The organism is Kitasatospora sp. NPDC056076 (assembly GCF_042266305.1).
Classification (GTDB): domain Bacteria; phylum Actinomycetota; class Actinomycetes; order Streptomycetales; family Streptomycetaceae; genus Kitasatospora.
Genome location: NZ_JBHJWG010000001.1, coordinates 345,775 through 368,234 on the forward strand (window position 1 = coordinate 345,775; position 22,460 = coordinate 368,234).

General features: G+C 74.5%; 16 protein-coding genes and 1 pseudogene. 13 read left to right on the forward strand and 4 right to left on the reverse strand.

Translation table 11 applies throughout. The annotated features are described in order from the left end of the window. Positions 1–81 precede the first annotated feature (81 nt). The 4 genes from ACFC1T_RS01720 (at position 82) to ACFC1T_RS01735 (ending at position 4,812) form a co-directional block, all read left to right on the forward strand. Entirely contained in the window at positions 82–693 is a 612-nt protein-coding gene (locus tag ACFC1T_RS01720) for a response regulator transcription factor (RefSeq protein WP_014136228.1), read from the forward strand. 335 nt (positions 694–1,028) lie between these two features. Then, positions 1,029–1,742, forward strand: a complete 714-nt coding sequence (shbA, locus tag ACFC1T_RS01725) for an RNA polymerase sigma factor ShbA (protein WP_375882147.1) — start codon at positions 1,029–1,031, stop codon at positions 1,740–1,742. A gap of 291 nt (positions 1,743–2,033) precedes the next feature. Next, positions 2,034–3,536 (forward strand): IMP dehydrogenase, encoded by a 1,503-nt coding sequence (gene guaB, locus ACFC1T_RS01730; RefSeq protein ID WP_375882150.1) that lies wholly within the window; start codon positions 2,034–2,036, stop codon positions 3,534–3,536. A gap of 148 nt (positions 3,537–3,684) precedes the next feature. After that, complete coding sequence (locus ACFC1T_RS01735) at positions 3,685–4,812, forward strand: GuaB3 family IMP dehydrogenase-related protein (protein WP_375882152.1); 1,128 nt, start codon at positions 3,685–3,687, stop codon at positions 4,810–4,812. 73 nt (positions 4,813–4,885) lie between these two features. On the opposite strand, the gene ACFC1T_RS01740 is transcribed toward ACFC1T_RS01735, so the two are convergent. Continuing rightward, positions 4,886–5,452: a hypothetical protein gene (locus tag ACFC1T_RS01740; RefSeq protein ID WP_375882154.1), complete on the reverse strand. Its 567-nt coding sequence runs from the start codon at positions 5,450–5,452 to the stop codon at positions 4,886–4,888. 252 nt (positions 5,453–5,704) lie between these two features. Here ACFC1T_RS01740 and ACFC1T_RS01745 point away from each other — a divergent pair, with 252 nt between their 5' ends. Then, on the forward strand, positions 5,705–7,651 hold the full coding sequence (locus tag ACFC1T_RS01745; RefSeq protein WP_375882157.1) for a serine/threonine-protein kinase: 1,947 nt from the start codon (positions 5,705–5,707) through the stop codon (positions 7,649–7,651). A 7-nt stretch (positions 7,652–7,658) separates the two neighbouring features. On the opposite strand, the gene ACFC1T_RS01750 is transcribed toward ACFC1T_RS01745, so the two are convergent. Next, the gene (locus tag ACFC1T_RS01750) at positions 7,659–8,186 is read right to left on the reverse strand and encodes an SHOCT domain-containing protein (RefSeq protein ID WP_375882160.1); all 528 of its coding nucleotides are present in this window, start codon (positions 8,184–8,186) and stop codon (positions 7,659–7,661) included. Positions 8,187–8,243: 57 nt separating this feature from the next. On the opposite strand from ACFC1T_RS01750, the gene ACFC1T_RS01755 reads away from it, so the two are divergent. The 8 genes and pseudogenes from ACFC1T_RS01755 to ACFC1T_RS01790 all read left to right on the forward strand — a co-directional run bounded on the left by ACFC1T_RS01755 (position 8,244) and on the right by ACFC1T_RS01790 (position 20,692). Continuing rightward, positions 8,244–9,323, forward strand: coding sequence for a protein kinase (locus ACFC1T_RS01755; RefSeq protein WP_375882163.1), 1,080 nt, complete (start codon positions 8,244–8,246; stop codon positions 9,321–9,323). Between the two features lie 162 nt (positions 9,324–9,485). Continuing rightward, the gene (locus ACFC1T_RS01760) at positions 9,486–11,261 is read left to right on the forward strand and encodes a protein kinase (RefSeq protein WP_375882167.1); all 1,776 of its coding nucleotides are present in this window, start codon (positions 9,486–9,488) and stop codon (positions 11,259–11,261) included. 171 nt (positions 11,262–11,432) lie between these two features. Next, positions 11,433–13,076, forward strand: coding sequence for a succinic semialdehyde dehydrogenase (locus ACFC1T_RS01765; RefSeq protein WP_375882169.1), 1,644 nt, complete (start codon positions 11,433–11,435; stop codon positions 13,074–13,076). Positions 13,077–13,144: 68 nt separating this feature from the next. After that, on the forward strand, positions 13,145–14,935 hold the full coding sequence (locus tag ACFC1T_RS01770; RefSeq protein WP_375882172.1) for a GMC oxidoreductase: 1,791 nt from the start codon (positions 13,145–13,147) through the stop codon (positions 14,933–14,935). A gap of 277 nt (positions 14,936–15,212) precedes the next feature. Then, positions 15,213–16,880, forward strand: coding sequence for a hypothetical protein (locus ACFC1T_RS01775; RefSeq protein ID WP_375882175.1), 1,668 nt, complete (start codon positions 15,213–15,215; stop codon positions 16,878–16,880). Between the two features lie 1,036 nt (positions 16,881–17,916). Continuing rightward, a complete protein-coding gene (guaA, locus tag ACFC1T_RS01780; RefSeq protein ID WP_375882178.1) occupies positions 17,917–19,485 on the forward strand; it encodes a glutamine-hydrolyzing GMP synthase in 1,569 nt (522 codons plus the stop codon). A gap of 172 nt (positions 19,486–19,657) precedes the next feature. Continuing rightward, positions 19,658–20,191 (forward strand): annotated as a pseudogene (locus ACFC1T_RS01785) (DoxX family membrane protein); the annotation flags it as partial. 216 nt (positions 20,192–20,407) lie between these two features. Next, positions 20,408–20,692: a ubiquinol-cytochrome c reductase iron-sulfur subunit gene (locus tag ACFC1T_RS01790; RefSeq protein ID WP_375882361.1), complete on the forward strand. Its 285-nt coding sequence runs from the start codon at positions 20,408–20,410 to the stop codon at positions 20,690–20,692. Positions 20,693–20,707: 15 nt separating this feature from the next. Here the strand turns inward: ACFC1T_RS01790 and ACFC1T_RS01795 are convergent, their stop codons facing one another. Both ACFC1T_RS01795 and ACFC1T_RS01800 read right to left on the reverse strand, forming a co-directional pair. Next, the gene (locus ACFC1T_RS01795) at positions 20,708–20,917 is read right to left on the reverse strand and encodes a hypothetical protein (protein ID WP_375882181.1); all 210 of its coding nucleotides are present in this window, start codon (positions 20,915–20,917) and stop codon (positions 20,708–20,710) included. After that, positions 20,914–22,335 carry a PspC domain-containing protein gene (locus ACFC1T_RS01800; protein ID WP_375882183.1) on the reverse strand — a complete coding sequence of 474 codons (1,422 nt, stop codon included), beginning with the start codon at positions 22,333–22,335 and terminating at the stop codon, positions 20,914–20,916. The genes ACFC1T_RS01795 and ACFC1T_RS01800 overlap by 4 nt, the downstream gene beginning before the upstream one ends. Positions 22,336–22,460 lie beyond the last annotated feature (125 nt).

Sequence of the window (22,460 nt, forward strand, 5' to 3'; positions counted from 1 at the left end):
TCGCCGATCGGCCGTGTCGGAGAGGTTCGTACCAGCCAGGAGGCTCAACGTGACGCGGATCAGCTGCGGAGGACGACGGTCATGACTTCCGTTCTCGTTTGCGACGATTCCCCGCTCGCCCGCGAGGCGCTTCGCCGCGCCGTCGCGACCGTACCCGGTGTGGACCGGGTCACCACCGCGACGAACGGGGAGGAGGTCCTCCGCCGCTGGGTGGCCGACCGCTCCGATCTCGTCCTGATGGACGTCCGGATGCCCGGCCTCGGCGGGGTCGAGACCGTCCGGCGGCTGCTGTCCGCCGATCCGGGCGCGCGGATCATCATGCTCACCGTCGCCGAGGACCTCGACGGGGTCGCGCTCGCGGTGGCCGCGGGTGCCCGCGGGTACCTGCACAAGGACGCCTCGCGCGCCGAGCTGCGGGCCACCGTCACCCAGGCCCTCGCCGACCCGACCTGGCGGCTCGCCCCGCGCCGGCTGCGCAGCCCCGACATGGGCGCGGCACCGACCTTGACGGCGCGTGAGATCCAGGTGCTGGAGGGCATGAGCCACGGGCGCAGCAACGCCGAGATCGGGCGCGAGCTGTTCCTGTCCGAGGACACCGTCAAGACCCACGCCCGACGGCTGTTCAAGAAGCTCGGCGCCTCCGACCGTGCGCACGCGGTGGCGCTGGGTTTCCGCTGGGGCCTGGTCCGCTGACCGTCGGCGGCGCCGCCGGCCGCGGCGCGCCGCCCTCGAATTCCGGAGCGGACGCCGCACGGGCGTGTGACGTTACGGTCCCGAGGTTGCACCATGGAGGAGTGGAGCACCTCGGGGACCAGCGGACAGGCACTGCGGCGAACCACGCAGCCGCAGGACACTCGGCGGACGGCGCGACGGACAGGACCACCCACGGCGGCGCGGCGGGAGGCGGCACGGTGCAGGAGGGGCCGGTGGTGCGCGGCACGCCGCACGGTGCCGCAGCGCATAACGTTCCGGTGCACAACTCCGGACGCGGTGCCGCGTTTTCCCGATCGACCAGGCACCATGGACCGATGCGCGACGATGTCGCCGGTGCGGCCGGCCAGGCGGACCCGGGTGAGGCCGAGCCCTCCGACCCGGGTCGTGACGCGTACGCGGAATCCGGCGACTCCGTGACCGGGGACGGTCCGGGCCGCCCGCCGGTGCTCGGCACGGGCGGCTCCCCCCTGGTGGGCGAACTGGTCGCGGCCGCCGTGCGCGGCGAGGGCCCGGCGATCGACGCGCTGCTCGCCTACGTCCACCCGCTGGCGCTGCGGTACTGCCGCGCCCGGCTGGTCCGGCTGCCCGGCGGGGCCCGGCACCACGTGGACGACGTGGCCCAGGAGGTCTGTGTCGCGGTGCTGTGCGCGCTGCCCCGGTACAAGGACCAGGGGCGGCCGTTCGAGGCCTTCGTCTACGGCATCGCCGCGCACAAGATCGCCGATCTGCAGCGGGCCGCGATGCGCGGGCCCGGCTCCACCGTCGTGCCGCAGGACGACCTGCCGGAGGTGCCGGACGAGGCGCTCGGCCCGGAGGAGCAGGCGCTGCTGAGCAGCGACGCGGCCTGGGCCAAGGAACTGCTCTCCAACCTGCCGGCCCGTCAGCGCGAGCTGGTGCTGCTGCGGGTGGCCGCCGGGCTGTCGGCGGAGGAGACCGGTGAGGTGCTCGGGATGTCGCCGGGGGCCGTCCGGGTCGCCCAGCACCGCGCGCTCAGCCGGCTGCGGGCGCTCGCGGAGGAGTCCTCCTGAGGCCGGGCGCCGCCTCCTCCTGACCGGAGGCGCAGGCCAGGGGGCCCGGCCGGGCGGAATGAGCCCGCGGGGGCGCTTGTTGTCAAGGGCACACGAGGGCACATTCGCGGTGCCAGTACCATGGGGTATCGGCGCCTGGGCAGGTTGCCAAAGTTTTGCGGGTGCACACGGGGTTCCGTTGGAGCTTCCTCCAAGCCACCCGGCTTTCGGCCGTCTGCGCGAGTGAGCGATCAACGCGCCCCCTCCCTCTGGGCGCGAGCGGATAAGGCCGGCCACGGAAGGTACCCCCAAATGTCTTACAACGCCGCAGGCGTACCCGAGAAGTTCGCCATGCTCGGGCTCACGTTCGATGACGTCCTGCTGCTGCCCGGGGCCTCCGCGGTGCTGCCGAACCAGGTCGACACCTCCTCGCGGGTCTCCCGGAACGTCCGGGTCAACATCCCGCTGCTGTCCGCGGCGATGGACAAGGTCACCGAGGCGCGGATGGCCATCGCCATGGCCCGCCAGGGCGGCGTCGGCGTGCTGCACCGCAACCTGTCGGTCGAGGACCAGGCCAACCAGGTCGACCTGGTGAAGCGCTCCGAGTCCGGCATGGTCACCGACCCGATCACGGTCGGCCCGGACACCAGGCTCGCCGAGGCCGACGCGCTGTGCGCCAAGTTCCGCATCTCCGGCGTCCCGATCGCCGACGAGTCCGGCAAGCTGCTCGGCATCGTCACCAACCGCGACATGGCCTTCGAGTCGGACCGCACCCGCCGGGTCCGCGAGATCATGACCCCGATGCCGCTGATCACCGGCAAGGTCGGCATCTCCGGCGAGGACGCGATGGCGCTGCTGCGCCGCCACAAGATCGAGAAGCTCCCGCTGGTCGACGACGAGGGCCGGATCAAGGGCCTGATCACGGTCAAGGACTTCGTCAAGGCCGAGCAGTACCCGAACGCCGCCAAGGACGCCGAGGGCCGTCTGCTGGTCGGCGCCGCCGTCGGTGCCAGCGCCGAGGCCTTCGACCGGGCCCAGGCCCTGGTCGAGGCGGGCGTGGACTTCCTGGTCGTCGACACCTCGCACGGCCACAGCCACAACGCGCTGGCCTGGATCGAGAAGATCAAGTCCGCCGTCAAGGTCGACGTGGTCGGCGGCAACGTCGCCACCCGCGACGGCGCCCAGGCGCTGATCGACGCCGGCGTGGACGGTGTCAAGGTCGGCGTCGGCCCCGGCTCCATCTGCACCACCCGCGTGGTCGCCGGCATCGGCGTCCCGCAGATCACCGCCATCTACGAGGCCGCGCTGGCCTGCCAGGCGGCCGGCGTGCCGGTCATCGGCGACGGCGGCCTGCAGTACTCGGGCGACATCGGCAAGGCGCTCGCCGCCGGTGCCGACACCGTGATGCTGGGCTCGCTGCTGGCCGGCTGCGAGGAGTCCCCGGGCGAGCTGCTGTTCATCAACGGCAAGCAGTTCAAGTCCTACCGCGGCATGGGCTCGCTGGGCGCCATGCAGTCCCGCGGCCAGGGCCGCTCCTACTCCAAGGACCGCTACTTCCAGGCCGAGGTCGCCTCGGACGACAAGCTCGTCCCCGAGGGCATCGAGGGCCAGGTCCAGTACCGCGGCCCGCTGTCGGCCGTGCTGCACCAGCTGGTCGGCGGCCTGCGCCAGACCATGGGCTACGTCGGTGCCGCCACCATCGCCGAGATGGAGAGCAAGGGCCGCTTCGTCCGGATCACCTCGGCGGGCCTCAAGGAGAGCCACCCGCACGACATCCAGATGACCGTCGAGGCGCCGAACTACTCGTCGCGCTGACCCGCTCGACCCCGGAAGGGCCCGCCACGGCGGGCCCTTCCGCGCGTCCGGGGACCGGGCCGTCGGGGCGCCACCAGCGCTGGTACGGGATACTGGGGGCGGCCGGGGTGACCCGGCGGGCATGAGCAACAAACCAGAAGGGCTCGAAGTGACTGAGATCGAGATCGGGCGAGGCAAGCGCGGCCGCCGGGCGTACGCCTTCGACGACATCGCCGTCGTCCCCAGCCGGCGTACGCGTGACCCGAAGGAGGTCTCGATCGCCTGGCAGATCGACGCCTACCGCTTCGAGCTGCCGTTCCTGGCCGCCCCCATGGACAGCGTGGTCTCGCCGCAGCAGGCCATCGCCATCGGTCGCCTCGGCGGCCTGGGCGTGCTGAACCTCGAAGGCCTCTGGACCCGCTACGAGGACCCGCAGCCGCTGCTGGACGAGATCGCCTCGATCACCGACGAGGCCACCGCGACCCGCCGCCTCCAGGAGATCTACTCCGCGCCGATCCGCGCCGAGCTGATCAAGCAGCGGATCCAGGAGGTCCGCGACTCCGGCGTCGTCACCGCCGCCGCGCTCTCCCCGCAGCGGACCGCCGAGTTCTCCAAGGCCGTCGTGGACGCCGGGGTCGACGTCTTCGTCATCCGCGGCACCACCGTCTCGGCCGAGCACGTCTCCAGCGCCGCCGAGCCGCTGAACCTCAAGCAGTTCATCTACGAGCTGGACGTTCCGGTGATCGTCGGCGGCTGCGCCACGTACACCGCCGCGCTGCACCTGATGCGGACCGGCGCGGCCGGCGTGCTGGTGGGCTTCGGCGGGGGCGCCGCGCACACCACCCGGAACGTGCTCGGGATCCAGGTGCCGATGGCGACCGCGGTGGCGGACGTCGCGGCCGCGCGTCGGGACTACATGGACGAGTCCGGCGGGCGCTACGTGCACGTGATCGCGGACGGTGGCGTCGGGTACAGCGGCGACATTCCGAAGGCGGTGGCCTGCGGTGCCGACGCGGTCATGATCGGGGCGGCGCTGGCGCGGGCGACGGACGCTCCGGGCAAGGGCTTCCACTGGGGGATGGAGGCGGTCCACGAGGAGCTGCCGCGCGGGAAGCGGGTCGACCTCGGGACGGTCGGCAGCACCGAGGAGATCCTGACCGGGCCCTCGCACACTCCGGACGGGACGATGAACCTGTTCGGGGCGCTGCGCCGGGCGATGGCCACCACGGGCTACACGGAGCTGAAGGAGTTCCAGCGGGTCGAGGTGACGGTCAACCCGGCGCTGGACCACCGCTGACGGTCCGGTCCTCGGCTCACGGCCCGTTCTCCCTCCGGGGGGAGCGGGCCGTCGGTGTTCCCGGGGGTGGGGATCAGGTGCGGTTGGCGGAGCGGCGGGTGAGGAGGAAGCCGCCGATCAGGGCGATGGCGTAGAAGGCCAGGTCGAGGGGGCGGAGGTCGCCGCGCCAGCCGGTGAGGGTCTGGGGGAGGAGCGGGTGGGGGGTGGGGGTGGTGGCGAGGAGCAGGCGCAGGTGCTGGGTGAGTTGGCCGAGCAGGAGGGCGCCGGCGGCGAGGAGGGCGCCCAGGGGCGGGAGCAGCGGGTTCCGGCCGCCCAGGCGGCCGAGGGGGAGGGCGACCAGGCCGGCCTGGGCGATGGTGAGCCAGCCGAGGCTGTCGGCGGCGCGCAGGGGCGCGCAGCCGTAGGCGAGGCCGCCGAGGAGCGTGGCGAGCAGGGCGAGGGCGAGGGCCAGGGCGGTGCGGCGGCGGGGGGCCCGGCGGCGGGGGGTGGGGGTGTCGGGGGTGTAGCCGGTGACCGGGACGCCGGGCATGCCGGGGGCGACGTAGCCCTCGGGGGTGTCCAGGACCGGGGCCACCGAGAAGTGCTGGGCGGTGCGCGGGCGTGGCGACGGGCCGTCAGCGCCCGGTGCGGGTGCGGTCATGGGCATCGAGTCCCCCCGGAAAAACGATGAGCTGCCGAACGGTAGCAGCGCTCCGGGCAGATCATGGCGAGTTTTCGATCACAGATCGGGCACGGAGCGTCGCACCCGTTCCGGTTCGTCCCGGCTTGGGACGGGGGGCGGGTGGCCGCCACCTTCCCGGACAGGGGATGATGGAGGCTTGGGCGTTCGGGCCCGGGCCGGGCCGACGCGCCGTCACCACGACCGCCAGCAGCACATGGGGGAACGTTCCGAATGACCCAGGCGCAGGGTTCCACCGGCCGCCTCCTGGCCGGCCGCTACCGGCTGAACGGCGTGCTCGGACGCGGTGGCATGGGCACTGTCTGGCGCGCCGAGGACGAGATGCTGGGCCGGACCGTCGCGGTCAAGGAACTGCGGATGAACGCCAGCGTCGAGGAGGAGGAGAAGCACCGGCTGATCGTCCGGACGCTGCGCGAGGCGAAGGCCACCGCGCGGATCCGGCACAACTCGGCGGTGACCGTCTTCGACGTCGTCGACGAGGACGACCGGCCGTGGATCGTGATGGAGCTGGTCGAGTCCCGCTCGTTGGCCGACGTCGTGCGGGAGGACGGGCCGCTGGCGCCCGCCCGGGCGGCGGAGATCGCGCTGGACGTGCTGGGCGTGCTGATCGCGGCGCACGCGCTGGGCATCCTGCACCGGGACGTCAAGCCGTCCAACGTGCTGATCGGCGAGGACGGCCGGGTCGTGCTCACCGACTTCGGGATCGCCAGCGTCGAGGGCGACGCCTCGGTGACGTCCACCGGGATGCTGGTCGGCGCGCCCTCGTACATATCCCCGGAGCGGGCGCGCGGGCAGAAGCCCGGTCCGCCGGCCGACCTGTGGTCGCTGGGCGGGACGCTGTACGCGATGGTCGAGGGGCGGCCGCCGTACGACCGGGGGTCGGCGCTGGCCACCCTGACCGCGGTGATGACCGAGGACCTGACCACGCCGGTGAACGCCGGGCCGCTGCTGCCGGTGATCGAGGGGCTGCTGGAGAAGGACCCCGCGAAGCGGCTGGACGCGACGCAGACCCGCTCCATGCTCAAGCGGGTGGTGGCGGAGGCGACCGCGCGGGCGGAGTCGACCACCGAGCACGCGGTGCCGGTCGCGGGCGGGGAGAAGGCGGAGCAGAAGGATGCCGCCGGGGAGGGCGCCGCGCCGGAGGCCCCGGCTCCGGAGGAGACGCCGAAGGAGACGCCGAAGCGGACCGTGGGCGGGCTGCTGGGGACGGTCCGGGTGGGGAGCCGGGCCAAGGCCGTGGAGCCCGTGGCGGAGCCGGCGGAGGCGGCCGATCCGGCCGCGTCGGCGCCGGCGACCGAGCCGATCCGGCCGGTGACCAGTGAGTGGACGATGGGCGCGACCCAGGCGGCCGGGGCCGATCCGCGCAAGGGACGGCGGCGGCTGGCCATCGCGACCGTGGTGGTCGTGCTGCTGCTGATCGCCGGGATCGTCGCGGTGGTCCGGGCGGTCGGTAGCGGGGACACCGGGGCGAAGGGGGCCGGCACGCACAGTGCGGGCGCCACCTCGCCGGCCGCCACCACCGGGGAGGCCACGCCGAGCGCGGGCCCGGCGGCGACGGGCAGTGCGCCGGCTCCGGGCGGCACGCCCACCGAGGCGCCGTCCTCGGCCGCGGTGCCGCCGCCGGCCGCCACCACCCCGGCACAGCCGCAGCCGCAGCCGCAGCCGTCGGCGTCGTCCGCGTCGAGCGACCCGGCGCCGACCCCGCCCGGTGGGGCGGTGCCGGCCGGGTTCCACGCGTACCAGGACCCGAGCGGCTTCTCGGTCGTGCTGCCGGACTGGCTGCAGCCGGCCGGGTCGGAGGCCAACCGGCGGATCTTCAAGAACTCCGCCGACGGCAGCCAGCTGCGGATCGAGTGGACCACCACGCCCGGCGAGAGCGCCCTGGCCGACTGGCAGGAGTCCGAGCCGAACGTGCGCGGCCAGGTGACCAACTACCAGCGGGTGAACCTGGCGGCGATCACCTACCGGCAGTGGACCAACGCGGCGGACTGGGAGTGGACCAACGGCACGCCCAAGAGCCACTCGCTCAACCGCGGCTTCGTGACGGGCAGTCCGGCCAAGTACGGCTACTCGATCTACTGGATCGTCCCGGACGCGCAGTGGGCCGCGCAGGCCCCGGCCCGGGACGTCGTCTTCAACACTTTCCAGCCGGCGCCGTAGGTCCGGTTCAGCCGAGCAGGCGCTGCTTGGCGAGGGTGAACTCCTCGTCGGTGAGCGCGCCGGAGGCCCGGAGGGCGGCCAGGCGCTCCAACTGGCCGATGAGCTGCTCGCCGGCCGGGGACCCGGGAGCGGGTGCCGGAGCGGGCGGGGAGGTACGGGCGAGGCGGGCGGCCTCGCGGACCTGCTCGGCGAAGACCTCGGCCTTCGCCACGTCCTCGAAGCGGTGGGAGCCGGTCAGCGCGACGACGGTCAGCACCTCGCCGTTGAGCTTGGTCCGGGCGACGGTGGCGTCGGTGACGGCGGCGAGCGGAACCGGTACCGGAGGTTTCCCGTCCTTCAGGAAGAGCAGCCGGTGGGTGGTGAGGACCAGCACCCCCTTGCGGAAGTGGTCGGGATGGCGCCCGGCCGTGGAGGCGACGGGCTTCTCGCCCCCGATGACGGACGCCTCGACGGTGCGGACCGCCTCGGCCCGGTTGGCTTGGTTGCTGTTGCCCGCCATCTTGAAGGCGGTGTCGATCAGATCGGTCCAGTCCATGGGGCCGAGCGTAAAGGAGCCGATCAGTAGGCTGCTCGGTGAGCGAGAGGAACTGGCATGCGAGGCGGCCCGGGCCAGTTGTTGGCGGGGCGGTACCGGCTGACGGACCGTCCCGAACTGCTGCGCGCCTGCGCGGTGGACGAGCGGACCGGTGAAACGGTCCTGCTGCGCGCTGTGGAGCTGCCCGCGCTGCTGACGGCGGGCCAGGACCCGGACGAGCCGAACCCCGGGCACGGGGACCGCCTGGTGCGGCGGGTGGCGGCGGTCGGCGCGGCCGCCCCGTCGTGGCACCCGCGGCTGCTGCGCGGGGTCGGCGCCTTCGTCGAGGGCGAGCTGCTGTGGACGGTCGAGGAGCGCCCGGCCGGCCGGACGCTGGCCGAACTGCTCACCGCCGGACCGCTCCCGCCCTACCGGGCGGCCGAGTTGGCCGCCGACCTGGCCGGCGCGCTGCGGGCGCTGCACGAGGCCGGGCTCGCCCACGGCAATGTGACCGCCGAGTCGGTGCTGGTCTGCGAGGACGGCGCGGCGATGCTCGGCGGCCTGCTGGACGGGGTGGCGCAGGAGGCGCTGGCCGAGGACCTCGGCGGGCCCGGCGGGCGCCGCCGCTACGAGGTCCGGGCCACCCTGGCCGGTCCGGTGGCCGAGCGCTGGCCGCTGGACGGCGGCCCGGCCGGGGACTGCTGGGCGCTCGGGGTGCTGCTGCAGCGGATGGTCACCGGGCGCTCGCCGTTCCCGGAGCTCGGCGTGCCCGAGCTGGTGACGGCCGTGCGGGACGGGCGGCGCGAACCCTCCGTGGTCTGCGGGCCGGTGGCGCCGGCGGTCGAGCGGCTGGTGCAGCCCGACCCCATGCTGCGGCCCACCGCCGCGGAGCTGCGGGAGGAGCTGGCGGCGCTGCTGGTGGGCGCGCCGGAGCCGGCCGACGGGGAGCGGGCGGCCCGGGAGGTCGAACTGAAGCCCGACGCGCCGCTGGTGCCGCTGCGTCGGCGGCGCGCCCGGCCGGCGGCGGCGCCGGAGACCGGGGCGGGGAGTGCGAGGAGCCCCCGGATACGCCCGGCGCTGCTGGGTCCGCTGCTGGTCGGAGGAGTGTTCCTGCTGCTGGTGCTGGCCGTGGTCGCCGTGGTCCTGTTCGCAGGCTGACGGCCCCGGTTCGCGCCGGTCCGCCGGTCCGGCGGGTGGGCGAGATTACCGGGCTCGGCACGGTGCGCCTAATGTGTCCGTGGGATTTGTTCGAACAGCGGTCTGCGGCGGTCGTTCGGCCGTCGTGGCGCGGGTGGAAGCGGAGAGGGGGAGCGGTCGCCGATGGGCGTGCAGGACCGGCCGGAAGCGGCCGAGGCGGAGCGGTTGCTGGCCGGGCGGTACGAGCTCGGTGAGCGGCTCGGCCGGGGCGGGATGGGGACGGTCTGGCGGGCCTGGGACCGGATGCTGGACCGCGAGGTCGCGGTCAAGGAGCTGACCGTCAACCACCTTCCCGAGGAGGACCTGCAGATCCTGCACACCCGGATGAAGCGCGAGGCCAGCGCCGCCGCCCGGATCAAGCACCCCGGTGTGATCACCGTGCACGACGTGCTGGAGCAGGACGGCCGGCCGTGGATCGTGATGGAGCTGGTCGACGGCCGCTCGCTGGCCGACGTGATCAGCCAGGACGGCACCCTGCCGCCGCGGGCCGCCGCCGAGGTCGGCAGCCAGGTGCTCGCCGCGCTGCACCGCGGCCACCAGCTGGGCGTGCTGCACCGGGACGTCAAGCCGGCCAACGTGCTGCTGGAGCGCGGCACCGGGCGGGTCGTGCTGCTGGACTTCGGCATCGCCAAGTACGAGGGCTCGACCGAGCTGACCCGGCCCGGTGACCTGGTCGGTTCGCCGGACTACCTGGCCCCGGAGCGCGCCCAGGGCGAGCGGCCCGGGCCGGCCTCCGACCTGTGGGGCCTCGGGGCGACGCTGTACGCGGCGGTCGAGGGCCAGTCGCCGTTCCGCCGGGACTCGCCGATCACCACGCTGGCCGCGGTGGTCGACGAGCCGCTGCCGGAGTCGCGCCGGGCCGGTCCGCTCGGTCCGGTGCTGGCCGCGCTGATGGCCAAGGACCCGGCCGACCGGCCGAACGCGGACGAGGCGGCCCGGATGCTGGCCGAGGTCCAGGCCGGGCACACCATGGGGCTCAAGACGGTCGGGTCGACGGTCGGTCCGGTGCGGACGCCCACCCAGTCGGTGCCGGTGGTGGACCGCCCGGCCGGGCCGGAGGGGACGGTGGCCTCGGCGCCGGAGGGCTCGGACGCCCCGGCCGCTTCGGAGGCGCCGACGGACCCGCGACCGGCCGGGACTGCGGTGGCGGCCGCCGTACCGCCGGTCGGGCCCGAAGCCCCCGGGGGAGCGCACACCGCCGTCGGCGCGCCGGTCGCGCACCCCAGTGCGCCCGTGCGCGGTCCGGCCAAGCGCCGCAACCGGATGAAGCTGGTCGCCGTCGCGGTGGCGGTCGGCCTGCTGGCGGCCGCGGCGACCTTCCTCGCGACCCGGCACGTGGTCGGCCCCTCGACCGCCGACCCCACCCCGACCACCCAGCCCGACACCGCCGGGCCCACCGAACCGGACCAGACCGGCACCCCCGCCCCGGGGGCGCCCGCACCGTCCGGCTACCGCTGGGTCGACGACCAGGCCGGCTTCCGCTTCCCGCTGCCGACCGGCGGTCCGGCCTGGCAGCGCAGCCTCGGCACCGACGCCAACCAGATCTTCTACAGCCCCGACAACCGGGTGCACTACCTGCAGTTCGCGGTCACCGTCGGCCAGTCCGTCAAGCCGCTGGACCACATGCGGCAGATGGAGGGCAGCGTCTCCAAGTCGCTCAAGGACTACAAGCAGCTCCGGATGGCGAGCTCCGTGGTCAACGGCCACGAGGCGGCCACCTGGGAGTTCAGCTACGCGGCCAAGGAGGGCGGGCGCCGGCGGGCGATCGAGACCGAGTTCATCGACGAGGACGGCACCGCCTACGCGGTCTACGCGTCCAGCCCGGACAAGGACGGCGAGTGGCAGCAGGCCGAGCAGCGTTTCACCACAGTGCTCAACCACTTCACGCCGACCCGCTGAGTCCGATCCGCTGAGCCCGACCTGCTGAGTCCGATCCGCTGAGCCCGACCCGCTGGGCCCGGGAGGGGGGAGCGGGCCGTACGGGCGGAGCGCCCCGCTTTCGCCCGACTGCGGCAGATTCTTGTTACCGACGGGTACCGCACCGGGGCCCGAAGGCCTAGGCTGCGCCGTATGTCGGACCTCACAGCAGATGCAGTGGCCACCGAACACTCCGGCGCCGCCCCGGCGGACGGCAACCCGGCCGCCCCCGGCGGGGGCCGGACCGTCGCGACGGCCGTGCCCCGGTCCCTGGTCGAGCGGCTGGCCGGCGGGGTCACCGCGACCGGCGAGCCCAGTCTGGTGGAGACCGTCGCCCCGCTGACCGGTGAGCGGCTGGCCGGTCTGCCGCAGTCCACCCCGGCCGACGTCGAGGTCGCCTTCCAGCTGGCCCGCCGCGCCCAGGCGGCCTGGGCCGCACTGCCGGTGCGCCGCCGGGCCGCCGTCCTGCTGCGCTTCCACGACCTGCTGCTCAAGCGGCAGGACGAGGTGCTGGACCTGGTGCAGGCGGAGACCGGCAAGGCCCGGCTGCACGCCTTCGAGGAGGTGCTGGCCGTCGCCATGGCCGCCCGGCACTACGGGCGCGCCGCGCAGGGCTACCTCAAGGACCGGCGCCGCGGCGGTGCGCTGCCGGTGCTCACCCACACCGTGGAGGCCCGCCGCCCCAAGGGCGTGATCGGCCACATCTCACCGTGGAACTACCCGCTGGAGCTGTGCGTCGGCGACCTGCTGCCCGCCTTCGTGGCCGGCAACGCCGTCGTCAACAAGCCCGACACCCAGACCGCGCTGACCGGCCTGTGGGCCCGCGAACTGCTGATCGAGGCGGGGCTGCCGGCCGACCTGTGGCAGGTGGTGATCGGCGACGGCCCGGTGATCGGCCCCGCCGTGGTGGAGCACGCCGACTACGTCTCCTTCACCGGCTCCACCCGCACCGGCCGCGAGGTCGCCCAGCGCGCCGCCGCCCGGCTGGTCGGCGCCTCGCTCGAACTCGGCGGCAAGAACGCCATGCTGGTGCTCTCCGACGCCGACCTGGAGGCGGCCGCCGCGGGCGCCGTCCGGGCCTGCTTCTCCTCGGCCGGGCAGCTGTGCATCTCGATCGAGCGGCTGCTGGTGCACCGCTCGGTGGCCGACCGCTTCCTGGAGCTGTTCGTCGCCCGCACCAGGGCGCTGCGGCTGGGCGGCGGTCTGGCGTACGGCGCCGACATGGGCTCGCTGGTCTCCGCCCGGCAGTTGGACACCACCACCCGGCACGTGGACGAGGCGGTCAAGGCCGGTGCCGTGGTGCTCGCCGGCGGGCGGGCCCGGCCCGACCTCGGCCCGTACTTCTACGAGCCCACCGTCCTGGACGGGGTGACCCCGGAGATGGCGGTGTGCGGCGAGGAGACCTTCGGCCCGGTCGTCTCGGTCTACCGCTTCGACACCGAGGAGGAGGCGGTGGCCGCCGCCAACTCCACGCCGTACGGCCTGAACTCCAGCGTCTGGACCAGGGACCTGCGGCGCGGCCGGGCGGTCGCGGCCCGGCTGCGCACCGGGACGGTCAACGTCAACGAGGCCTACGCGGCCGCCTACGGCTCGGTCGCCGCGCCGATGGGCGGCATGGGCGACTCCGGTCTGGGCCGGCGGCACGGCGCCGACGGCATCCTGCGGTTCACCGAGGCGCAGACCGTCTCGACCCAGCGGCTGATGCCGATCGCGCCCTCGTTCGGCCTGGACGACAAGCAGTTCGCCGCCGTGATGACCGGCGGGCTGCGGGCGCTCAAGGCGCTGCGGTTCAAGTAGCGGTGCCCCCGGCCGGGGTTCCCCCGACCGGTCCGACCCCCTTTTTCGACCCCGAGGAGCAGAGGCAGATGGTGGAGTCCGGCGGTGCGGCGGAGTTCGACTACGACGTGGTCGTGGTCGGCTCCGGCTTCGGCGGTTCGGTCGCGGCGCTGCGGCTGACCGAGAAGGGCTACCGGGTCGCCGTCCTGGAGGCCGGGCGGCGCTTCGAGCGGGACGAACTGCCCCGCAACTCCTGGGACCTGCCGAACTACCTGTGGGCGCCGCAGCTCGGGCTGTACGGCATCCAGCGGATCCACCTGCTGGCCAACGTGCTGATCCTGGCCGGCGCCGGGGTCGGCGGCGGTTCGCTGAACTACGCCAACACCCTGTACGTGCCGCCGAAGGCCTTCTTCGAGGACCGCCAGTGGCGCCACATCACCGACTGGCAGCAGGAGTTGGCGCCGTTCTACGACCAGGCGCAGCGGATGCTCGGGGTCCGGCTGAACCCGACCGTCACGCCGTCCGACGTCCACCTCAAGGCGGCGGCCGAGCAGATGGGCGTCGGGGACACCTTCCACATGGCGCCGGTCGGGGTCTTCTTCGGGGACGGCAAGGACACCGACGGCACCGCCAAGGGCGCGCCCGGCGAGGAGGTCGCCGACCCGTACTTCGGCGGGGCCGGCCCGGCCCGCAAGGCCTGCGTGGAGTGCGGCGAGTGCATGACCGGCTGCCGGCACGGCGCCAAGAACATGCTCACCGAGAACTACCTGTACCTGGCCGAGCAGGGTGGCGCGGAGATCCACCCGCTCACCACCGTGGCCCGGATCCGGGAGTCCGGGGGCGGCTTCGCGGTGGACGTGCGGCGCACCGACTCCCGGTCGAGGACCGACCGGGTCAAGGCGGGCGCGCGGACCCTCACCGCCGCCCGGGTGGTGGTCGCGGCCGGTACCTACGGCACCCAGTCGCTGCTGCACCGGATGCGCGACGCCGGCCACCTGCCCCGGATCTCCGCCCGGCTCGGCGAGCTGACCCGCACCAACTCCGAGGCGCTGGTGGGCGCGCAGACCACCGACCGGCGCTACGGCGCCAAGGCGGACTTCACCAAGGGGGTGGCGATCACCTCCTCGATCCACCCGGACGCCAACACCCACATCGAGCCGGTCCGCTACGGCAAGGGCTCCAACGCGATGGGCGCGCTGTCGATCGCCCAGGTCAAGGGCGGTGGGAAGGGCCCGCGCTGGCTGCGCTACCTGGGCAACTCGGCGCTCCACCCGGTGACCTTCGCCCGGTCGATGAACCAGCGCGGCTGGTCCGAGAAGACGATCATCGGCCTGGTGATGCAGTCGCTCGACAACTCGATCACCGTCTCGCTCAAGAAGGGCCCGCTCGGCAAGCCCCGGCTCACCTCCAGCCAGGGCCACGGCACCCCCAACCCGACCTGGATCCCGGCCGCCGAGAAGGGCGCCCAGGCGCTGGCCGACGAGATCAACGGCTTCGCGGGCAGCACCGTCGGCGAGATCTTCGACATCCCGATGACCGCCCACTTCCTCGGCGGCTGCCCGATCGGCGACGCCCCCGAGACCGGCGTGGTCGACCCGTACCACCGGCTGTACGGGTACCCGGGGATCAGCGTGGTGGACGGCTCGGCGGTCTCCGCCAACCTCGGCGTCAACCCCTCGCTCACCATCACCGCGCAGGCCGAGCGCGCGATGTCGATGTGGCCCAACAAGGGCGAGGCCGACCGGCGCCCGGAGCAGGGCGGGTCCTACCACCGGGTCGCGCCGGTCGCACCGGTGCGACCGGCCGTGCCGGAGGGCGCGTTCGGCGCGCTGCGACTGCCGCTGCTGCCCGTCCCGGAGGTCCCGAAGAAGCAGGGCTGAACCCGCCCGGGAGGGCCAACCCGCCTGTGCCGCTTCTCGGTTGACAGTCGTTCGGGTCCGATGGGATAAACGGGCTCCCTGGGGGACCAGGAACTCGTCGAGCGGGGGGACTGCGGCCATGGCCAACTGCGCATCGTGCGGCGCGACTCGGGTGGTGGGGGCGCCCGCCTGCGGCTCCTGCGGTCGGCCGTGGGCGCCGCCGTTCCCGCCCCCGCCGTCTGCCGCGCCGCCGGTGCCGGTGCCGCTCGGACCGCCGGTACCGCCTGCCGCGCCGCCGGTGCCGCCGGCCGGGTACCACCCGCCGCCGGGCGCCGGGTACCCGCCGGTCGGCGGCCCGCCCGCGCTGGGCAGCTGGGGCGCCGGCCGGCCGTACCAGCCGTCCTCGCCCGGCCGGCGGCTGCTGGCCGGCCCGGACTGGCGCCCCGCCCTGCGGGCCGCCGTCGCCCCGACCCTGGTGCTGCTGCTGGCCGCGCTGGTCGCGGCGATCCCGAGCGACTACACCTACGACCGGACCTTCCCGACGCCCGACTTCGGCGACCGCCTCCTCGCCACCCTGGCGATGGCGCTGAACGCGCTCGGGGCGCCGTTCCGGCTCGGCCTCCGGAGCCCGGTCGGCCGGGGCCGCTCGGAGGGCCTGGACGTCACCTTCTGGGTGGTGCCGATGACCGTCACCGTCCTGTGGGGCCTGGCCCTCTGGCTCGGCCTGCGGGCCGGGCGGCGCCGGCGCAAGGCGGACGGCACCCAGCTGACCCGCAGCCAGGCCGGCGGCGAGGCGCTGCGCACGGCGGTGGTGCTCGGCCTGGTGACCGCGGTGCTCGGCCTGGTCGGCAGCACCAGCTGGCAGCCCGCGACGGCCGAACGGAACCCGGACTACTACGGCACCGCGCTGAGCCTGGGGAAGCCGACGTACAGCACCGACTCCGGTTGGCTCTGGGCGGTCGGCTGGACCGTCCTGCTCGGCGGGCTGCTGGCCTTCGCCGTCTACGGCACCGACGCGCTGCGTTGGGCCGCCTGGCGCAACCGCTCGGTGCGCGGCTGGGCGGTCGCGGCATTGACGGCCGGCCAGGCGCTGGCGCTGACCCTGGGTCTGGCCTCGGTGACGGCCTTCGTGCTGGTCGCGGCCAACAGCGACCGGGGCTGGCAGACGGCGGTCTCGCTGGCCTTCCTGCCCAACCTCGGCCTGGGGCTGCTCGGCCTGGGCTCGGGCGCGACCCTCCGGGCGGGCACCAGCCTGGGCGGGGACGCCCCGGGCTGGAGCGATCCCGGCGGCCGCCGGACGGAGTTCTCCTTCTTCGACCTGCACGACCAGAGCGCCGACTGGCGCTGGGCCGCCCTGCTGGCGCTCGCCGGGGCGGTGCTGCTCGGCTGGACGGCCCACCGGCGGCGGCTGGACGCGGCCGACCGGGTCCGGCTGGCGGTGGTGTACGCCGTGCTGCTGACCGGGCTGACGGCGGCGTCCGGCGGGCTGACCAGCTCGGCGATGTCCTTCCTGGCGCCGGACTCCAGCGGCTGGGGCGGCTCGAACCGCTCGGTCACCACCCAGGACACCTCGGTCGGCCTGGTGTTCGTCGGCGTGCTGGTGGCCAGCGCGGTCTGGGCGGCGGTGGGTGCGCTGCTGGTGCCCGCGCTGCTGGCGGCGCTCGGCGGTCGCGACGCGGCGCTGTACGGCGCGGCGCCGTACGGCTCGGCGGTGTACGGGACGTACGGGACGCACGGGACGGTGCCGCCGGAGGCGCCGTACCCGGCGGGGCCGCCGTACGGAGCGGTGCCGGCCCAGGCGCCGCCACCCGGGCCGGTGGCGGACGCGCCGGTGGCGGAGGCGTCGGCGGTGGCCGGGGTCAGCGAGGTGATCGGCTCGCACGAGGTGCCGCCGGCCCCGGCCCCCGCCGAGGCGCGGCCGGGTGAGGAGCCGGTGGACCCGACGGTCTGGCGCGACCACCCGTAGCGCCCGGCGGAGAAGTGCGCTGCGGAAAGGGCAAAGGGCCCCGCGGGGGAACGGGGCCCTTTGTCGCTCAGCACGCGGCGTCAGGGCTGCGCCGGTGCTGGGGGGTGACGGCGCCGGGGGAGGAGCGCCGTCGGGTCGGTCGGCTCGTGGTGCGCCCGTGCGGCGCCGGCGTGGGTGGCCGGTGGCGCGGGACGCGCGGCTCCGTGCGGCGTGGTCGGCGGGTAGGTCTGCGCCGGTCCCTCGCTCACGGAGCGTGAGGTGACGACCGCTGTCGTCGTTCCGGACGGCGACTGCGGAGGCCATGGTCCGGGGCCCCACGGGAGGCCTGCCGGCCGCCGGGAGAACCGGTCACACCGAGCATCGTGGTGGACGGAGGGGCCGTTCTGCAACCGATTCGGCACAGTTCGGCACAGTCCATTTACCGGCGGCACCGCGTCGAATGATCACGGTGAGTAGTGATCTGGGGGGTTGCGGCGCACGGGGACGCGCGTAGCAGCGCGGGACGGCGGGGGTGGTGCGCCCGGGGCGCGGCCCGGATCGAAGGGCGGATCGAAGGGCGGTGCGACGGCCGGTCCCGGGCGTCCCCGGGGAGCCGGCCGTCCCACCTCTCGGCCCAGTCGCGGCCGGGGTCGCTGTCCCCTGCTGGCCGGCCGCGGCACCCGCGCACGGTCCCACGGAGCCGCTCCCCGGCGGGCCGGGGCGGCGGCGCCACATGCGCCGGTGGACTGGGGTGAAGCTCCACGCGTGGTCCTGCACCCGCACGGCGGTGCCCCGGTCGGGGCGGTGGCGGCGCGTCTGGCGGACGCGGCGCACTCGTGCGGTCGTCAGAAGCAACGAAGGGCGGCCCCGCCCGGTCACGGTCCTTTGGACGTGCAGACGAGTGAAACCGGACAGCCCGGTAGAATCGGTGTCCAGACACCCACACCCGTCCGCCGCCGCTGCCCTCCGTCGGGGAGGCGGCTGCGCGCGACACCTCGATACCGCTGATACCGCTGCCGGAAGGCCGTCTGTGTCCTCTGCAATTCCCGTCCAGTCCGTGCCGGACAACGACACCGTCCTGGTGGTCGACTTCGGTGCCCAGTACGCCCAGCTCATCGCCCGTCGGGTGCGTGAGGCGCGGGTCTACAGCGAGATCGTGCCGAGCAGCATGCCGGTCGCCGAGATGCTCGCCAAGAACCCCAAGGCGATCATCCTCTCCGGCGGTCCGTCGTCGGTCTACGAAGAGGGCGCGCCGCAGCTCGACCGTGCGATCTTCGAGGCCGGTGTCCCGGTCTTCGGGATGTGCTACGGCTTCCAGCTGATGGCCAAGACCCTGGGCGGCACCGTCGACAACAGCGGTGCCCGCGAGTACGGCCGCACCCCGCTGAAGGTCTCCCGCACCGGCTCCACCCTGTTCGAGGGCGTCCCGGCGGAGCACTCGGTGTGGATGTCGCACGGCGACGCCTGCTCCGCCGCCCCCGAGGGCTTCACCGTCACCGCGTCCACCGAGGTGGTCCCGGTCGCGGCCTTCGAGAACGACGAGGCCCGGCTGTACGGCGTCCAGTACCACCCCGAGGTGCTGCACTCCGACCACGGCCAGCAGATCCTGGAGCACTTCCTCTACCGCGGCGCCGGCATCGCCCCGACCTGGACCACCGGCAGCGTGGTCGAGGAGCAGATCGCCCTGATCCGCGCGCAGGTCGGCAACAAGCGCGCGATCTGCGGCCTGTCCGGCGGCGTGGACTCCGCGGTCGCCGCGGCCCTGGTCAACAAGGCCATCGGCGACCGGCTGACCTGCGTCTACGTCGACCACGGCCTGATGCGCAAGGGCGAGACCGAGCAGGTCGAGAAGGACTTCGTGGCCGCCACCGGCGTCCAGCTCAAGGTCGTCGACGCCTCGGAGCGCTTCCTGGGCGCGCTCAAGGGGGTCACCGACCCCGAGGAGAAGCGCAAGATCATCGGCCGCGAGTTCATCCGGGTCTTCGAGCAGGCCCAGGCCGAGATCGTGGCCGAGGCCGGCGCCAACGGCGAGTCGGTCGACTTCCTGGTCCAGGGCACCCTGTACCCGGACGTGGTGGAGTCCGGCGGCGGCACCGGCACCGCCAACATCAAGTCCCACCACAACGTCGGCGGCCTGCCCGAGGACCTCCAGTTCCAGCTGGTCGAGCCGCTGCGCAAGCTGTTCAAGGACGAGGTCCGGATGGTCGGCCAGGAGCTGGGCCTGCCGGAGGAGATCGTCCAGCGCCAGCCGTTCCCGGGCCCGGGCCTGGGCATCCGGATCGTCGGCGAGGTCACCCAGGAGCGTCTGGACCTGCTCCGCGACGCCGACGCGATCGCCCGCGAGGAGCTGACCGCGGCCGGCCTGGACCGCGAGATCTGGCAGTGCCCGGTCGTGCTGCTCGCCGACGTGCGCAGCGTGGGCGTGCAGGGCGACGGCCGCACCTACGGTCACCCGATCGTGCTGCGTCCGGTCTCCTCCGAGGACGCCATGACCGCCGACTGGTCGCGCCTGCCGTACGACGTGCTGGCGAAGATCTCCACCCGGATCACCAACGAGGTCCGCGACGTCAACCGCGTCGTCGTCGACGTCACCAGCAAGCCGCCGGGCACCATCGAGTGGGAGTGAGCACTCCCCGCGAAGCCTGAACAGCCGCGCCGTCGTTCCCGTAGTGAAGGGAACGGCGGCGCGGCCGTTCTCGGCCCCGGCCCCGGTACGTCCCACCGAAAGCGTGCAGGAGCGGGCAGAATGCGGACCGGACCTGTCAGGGAGTGGCAGGCCGCGAGGGAAGGTGTGCGGGATGTCGGAGGTCAGCGACTCCGAGGCGATCGACGGAGGGCCGGCCGGCCGGGCCGACCGGGCGGCCCAGCGGCGGGCGTTCGCGTCCAGGTACGCGCTGCTGCCGCTGCGGCTGTTCCTCGGCGTCACCTTCGTCTACGCCGCCCTGGACAAGCTCTCCGACGCACACTTCCTGGCCGGCGCCGGCGACCCGGCCTCCTTCGTCTCGCAGACGCAGGCCGCCAAGGCGGGCGGCAGCCCGATCGGCTTCCTGCTCGGCCCCGCGCTGGACTCGCCGACGCTGTCCGCGCTGGCCATCGCCTTCGGTGAGCTGGCGGTCGGCCTCGGCACCCTGCTCGGCCTCTGGGGCCGGATCGCGGCGCTCGGCGGCGCGCTGATCAACCTCAGCCTGTGGCTGACCGTCAGCTGGAACGTCTCGCCGTACTACCTCGGCAACGACCTCGGCTACCTGATGGCCTGGACCCCGCTGCTGCTGGCCGGCACGCCGTACCTGTCGGTGGACGGCTACCTCGCCCGCCGGGCCGGCCGGGACCGCGAGCGCGGGCTGACCGAGGAGCACGTCAAGCGCCGGGCGCTGGTGGACGGCGGCATCGCGGCGGTCGCGATCGGCGGCGCCGGGCTGCTGACCGGCTCGCTCACCCGCACCTTCGGCCGCGGCGGCAAGGCCGCGCCCAAGCAGTCCGCGGCCCCGGCCCCCGGCGGCACCGCGACGGCGCCCGCCGCGCCCGCCCCCAGCGTCGCCGCGGCGAGCGTGCCGGTCGGCGGCTCGGCCCAGGTCAAGGACCCGGCCACCGGGGACGGCGTCTACATCGTGCAGCCCAAGGCCGGCCAGTACTGCGCCTTCTCCGCCGTCTGCACCCACTCCGGCTGCGCGGTGGACGCCCCGAAGAACGGCCAGCTGTACTGCCCCTGCCACGGCTCCCGCTTCGACGCCGCGACCGGCGCGGTGGTCAACGGCCCGGCGGTCAAGCCGCTGCCCCGCTACGCCGTCAGCCGGAACGGCGACAAGCTGACCCTGGGCCCGCAGCAGAGCTGAGCCGCGGGGGACGCCCTACTCGTCGCGGTCCGGCCGGCCCCGCCGGGCCACCGCGGCGACCGCGCCGGCCAGGCCGCCGACGCCGAGCACGATGAAGGTGACCGGGACGACGACGCGTCCGTTCACCGACCGGTCGTTGAGCGCCGCCACCAGGTAGAGCACGGCGATCACGGTGAACAGCCCGCCCGCGATCAGCGAGAACAGGTCGAGCCGGTGCTTCCTCACTGCTGGACCACCTTGATGTCGCCAATGCCGATGCCGAGTTGGAGATCGATGATGCCCTTGGACGGGCGGCCGTCCACCGGGCCGAGCTGGTAGACGTGCCGTCCGGTGCCGCCGCCCTGGCCGCCGGGGACGGTCACGTTGCCCAGGCCGACCCGGGCGACCAGGTCCACCGTGACGTCGGCCGGCACGGTGACCACCAGTTCGCCGGCCCCGAGGTCGACCTTGGTGGCGACGGTGCCGCCGGCCGGGTCCAGCCGGGAGAGGTCCAGCCGGATGTTGCCGGCGCCGAGGTTGTAGCGGTCCTTGAGGTCCGTGGCCGCGGCGACCGTCCAGGTGCGGTCGCCGACGGCGTCCTGCACGGTGTGCGGCGAGTGGCCGGCGAAGGCCAGCGCCAGCGTGGTCAGCAGGCCCAGCACCGCGAGCTTGCGGGCCTTGCCGAACTTCGCGGCCAGCAGCAGGGTCAGGCCGATCACCAGCAGCCCGGTGGCCAGCACCACGGTGCTCAGCCTGGTGACGTCGGTGTGGCCGACCGAGGCGGACCAGACCGCGGTGGCGGCGCCGATCGCCAGCAGGAAGCCGAAGAAGCCGAGCGGCGAGCGCTCCTTGGGGTGCCGGACGACGGCCGGCTCGCGCCGCTCCGGACGCTCCTTGCGCAGCGGGTCGCCGGCCGGGAGGTCGGCCCGCTGCCACCAGGCCTGGGCCGGGCCGCCCGGCGGCGGCACCTTGGGGCCCGCACCGGGCGGCGGGGGGCCGCCCTGGTCGGTGGCGCCGTACGGGTTGCGCTCGGGGTGGCGGGGGTCCCACAGGTAGCCGCTCGGGCCGGGGGCGGGGGAGTCGGCGGGGACGGTCCCGGCGGCCTGCGCGGCGGCGTGCCGGGCCCGGGCCTCGTCCGACGGCCAGCCGTGGCCCTCGGCGTCGGGGAAGTGGCGGTCGTACGGGCCGCCGCGGCGGCGGCCGCGGCCCCGGAAACCGCCGCGGCGGCGCTCCGGGTCGTAGCGCACCGCCAGGAAGACCAGGCCGCCGAGCAGCAGCAGCGGGAACAGCTGGTCGCCGTCGCCCATCGAGGAGAAGAACACCCCGGTGCCGATCACGGTCAGCAGGACCGCGCCGATCGACTGGCCGTCGACCCGGCCGGTCAGCACCCGCTGGAGCTCGGTGCGCCCGCCGCGGCCCTTGCCCTCGCCGGCCTCGGTCGGGACGATCAGCCAGGCCAGGCCGTACAGGAAGAGTCCGAGGCCGCCGGAGAGGCAGAGCACCACGGTGACCACCCGGAACACCACCGGGTCGATGTCCAGGTGCCGTCCGAGGCCGCCGCAGACGCCGGCCACCACGCGGTGGTGCTCGGTCCTGGTGAGCGGCGGGCGCTCCGGTTCCGGCGGGGCGGTGGGCCCGGCCTCCTGGATGTGGTCCTCGGTCATGGGCACCATCCTTCCGGCAGCGGGCGGGCGGACCCAACCGGGTAGGGCCCTGTCCCTACCCTGACTTCTCCCTGAGAGGACTGGGGGCACCACCCTGATGCGCCCGGAGGCGCCCGCGTGGAACC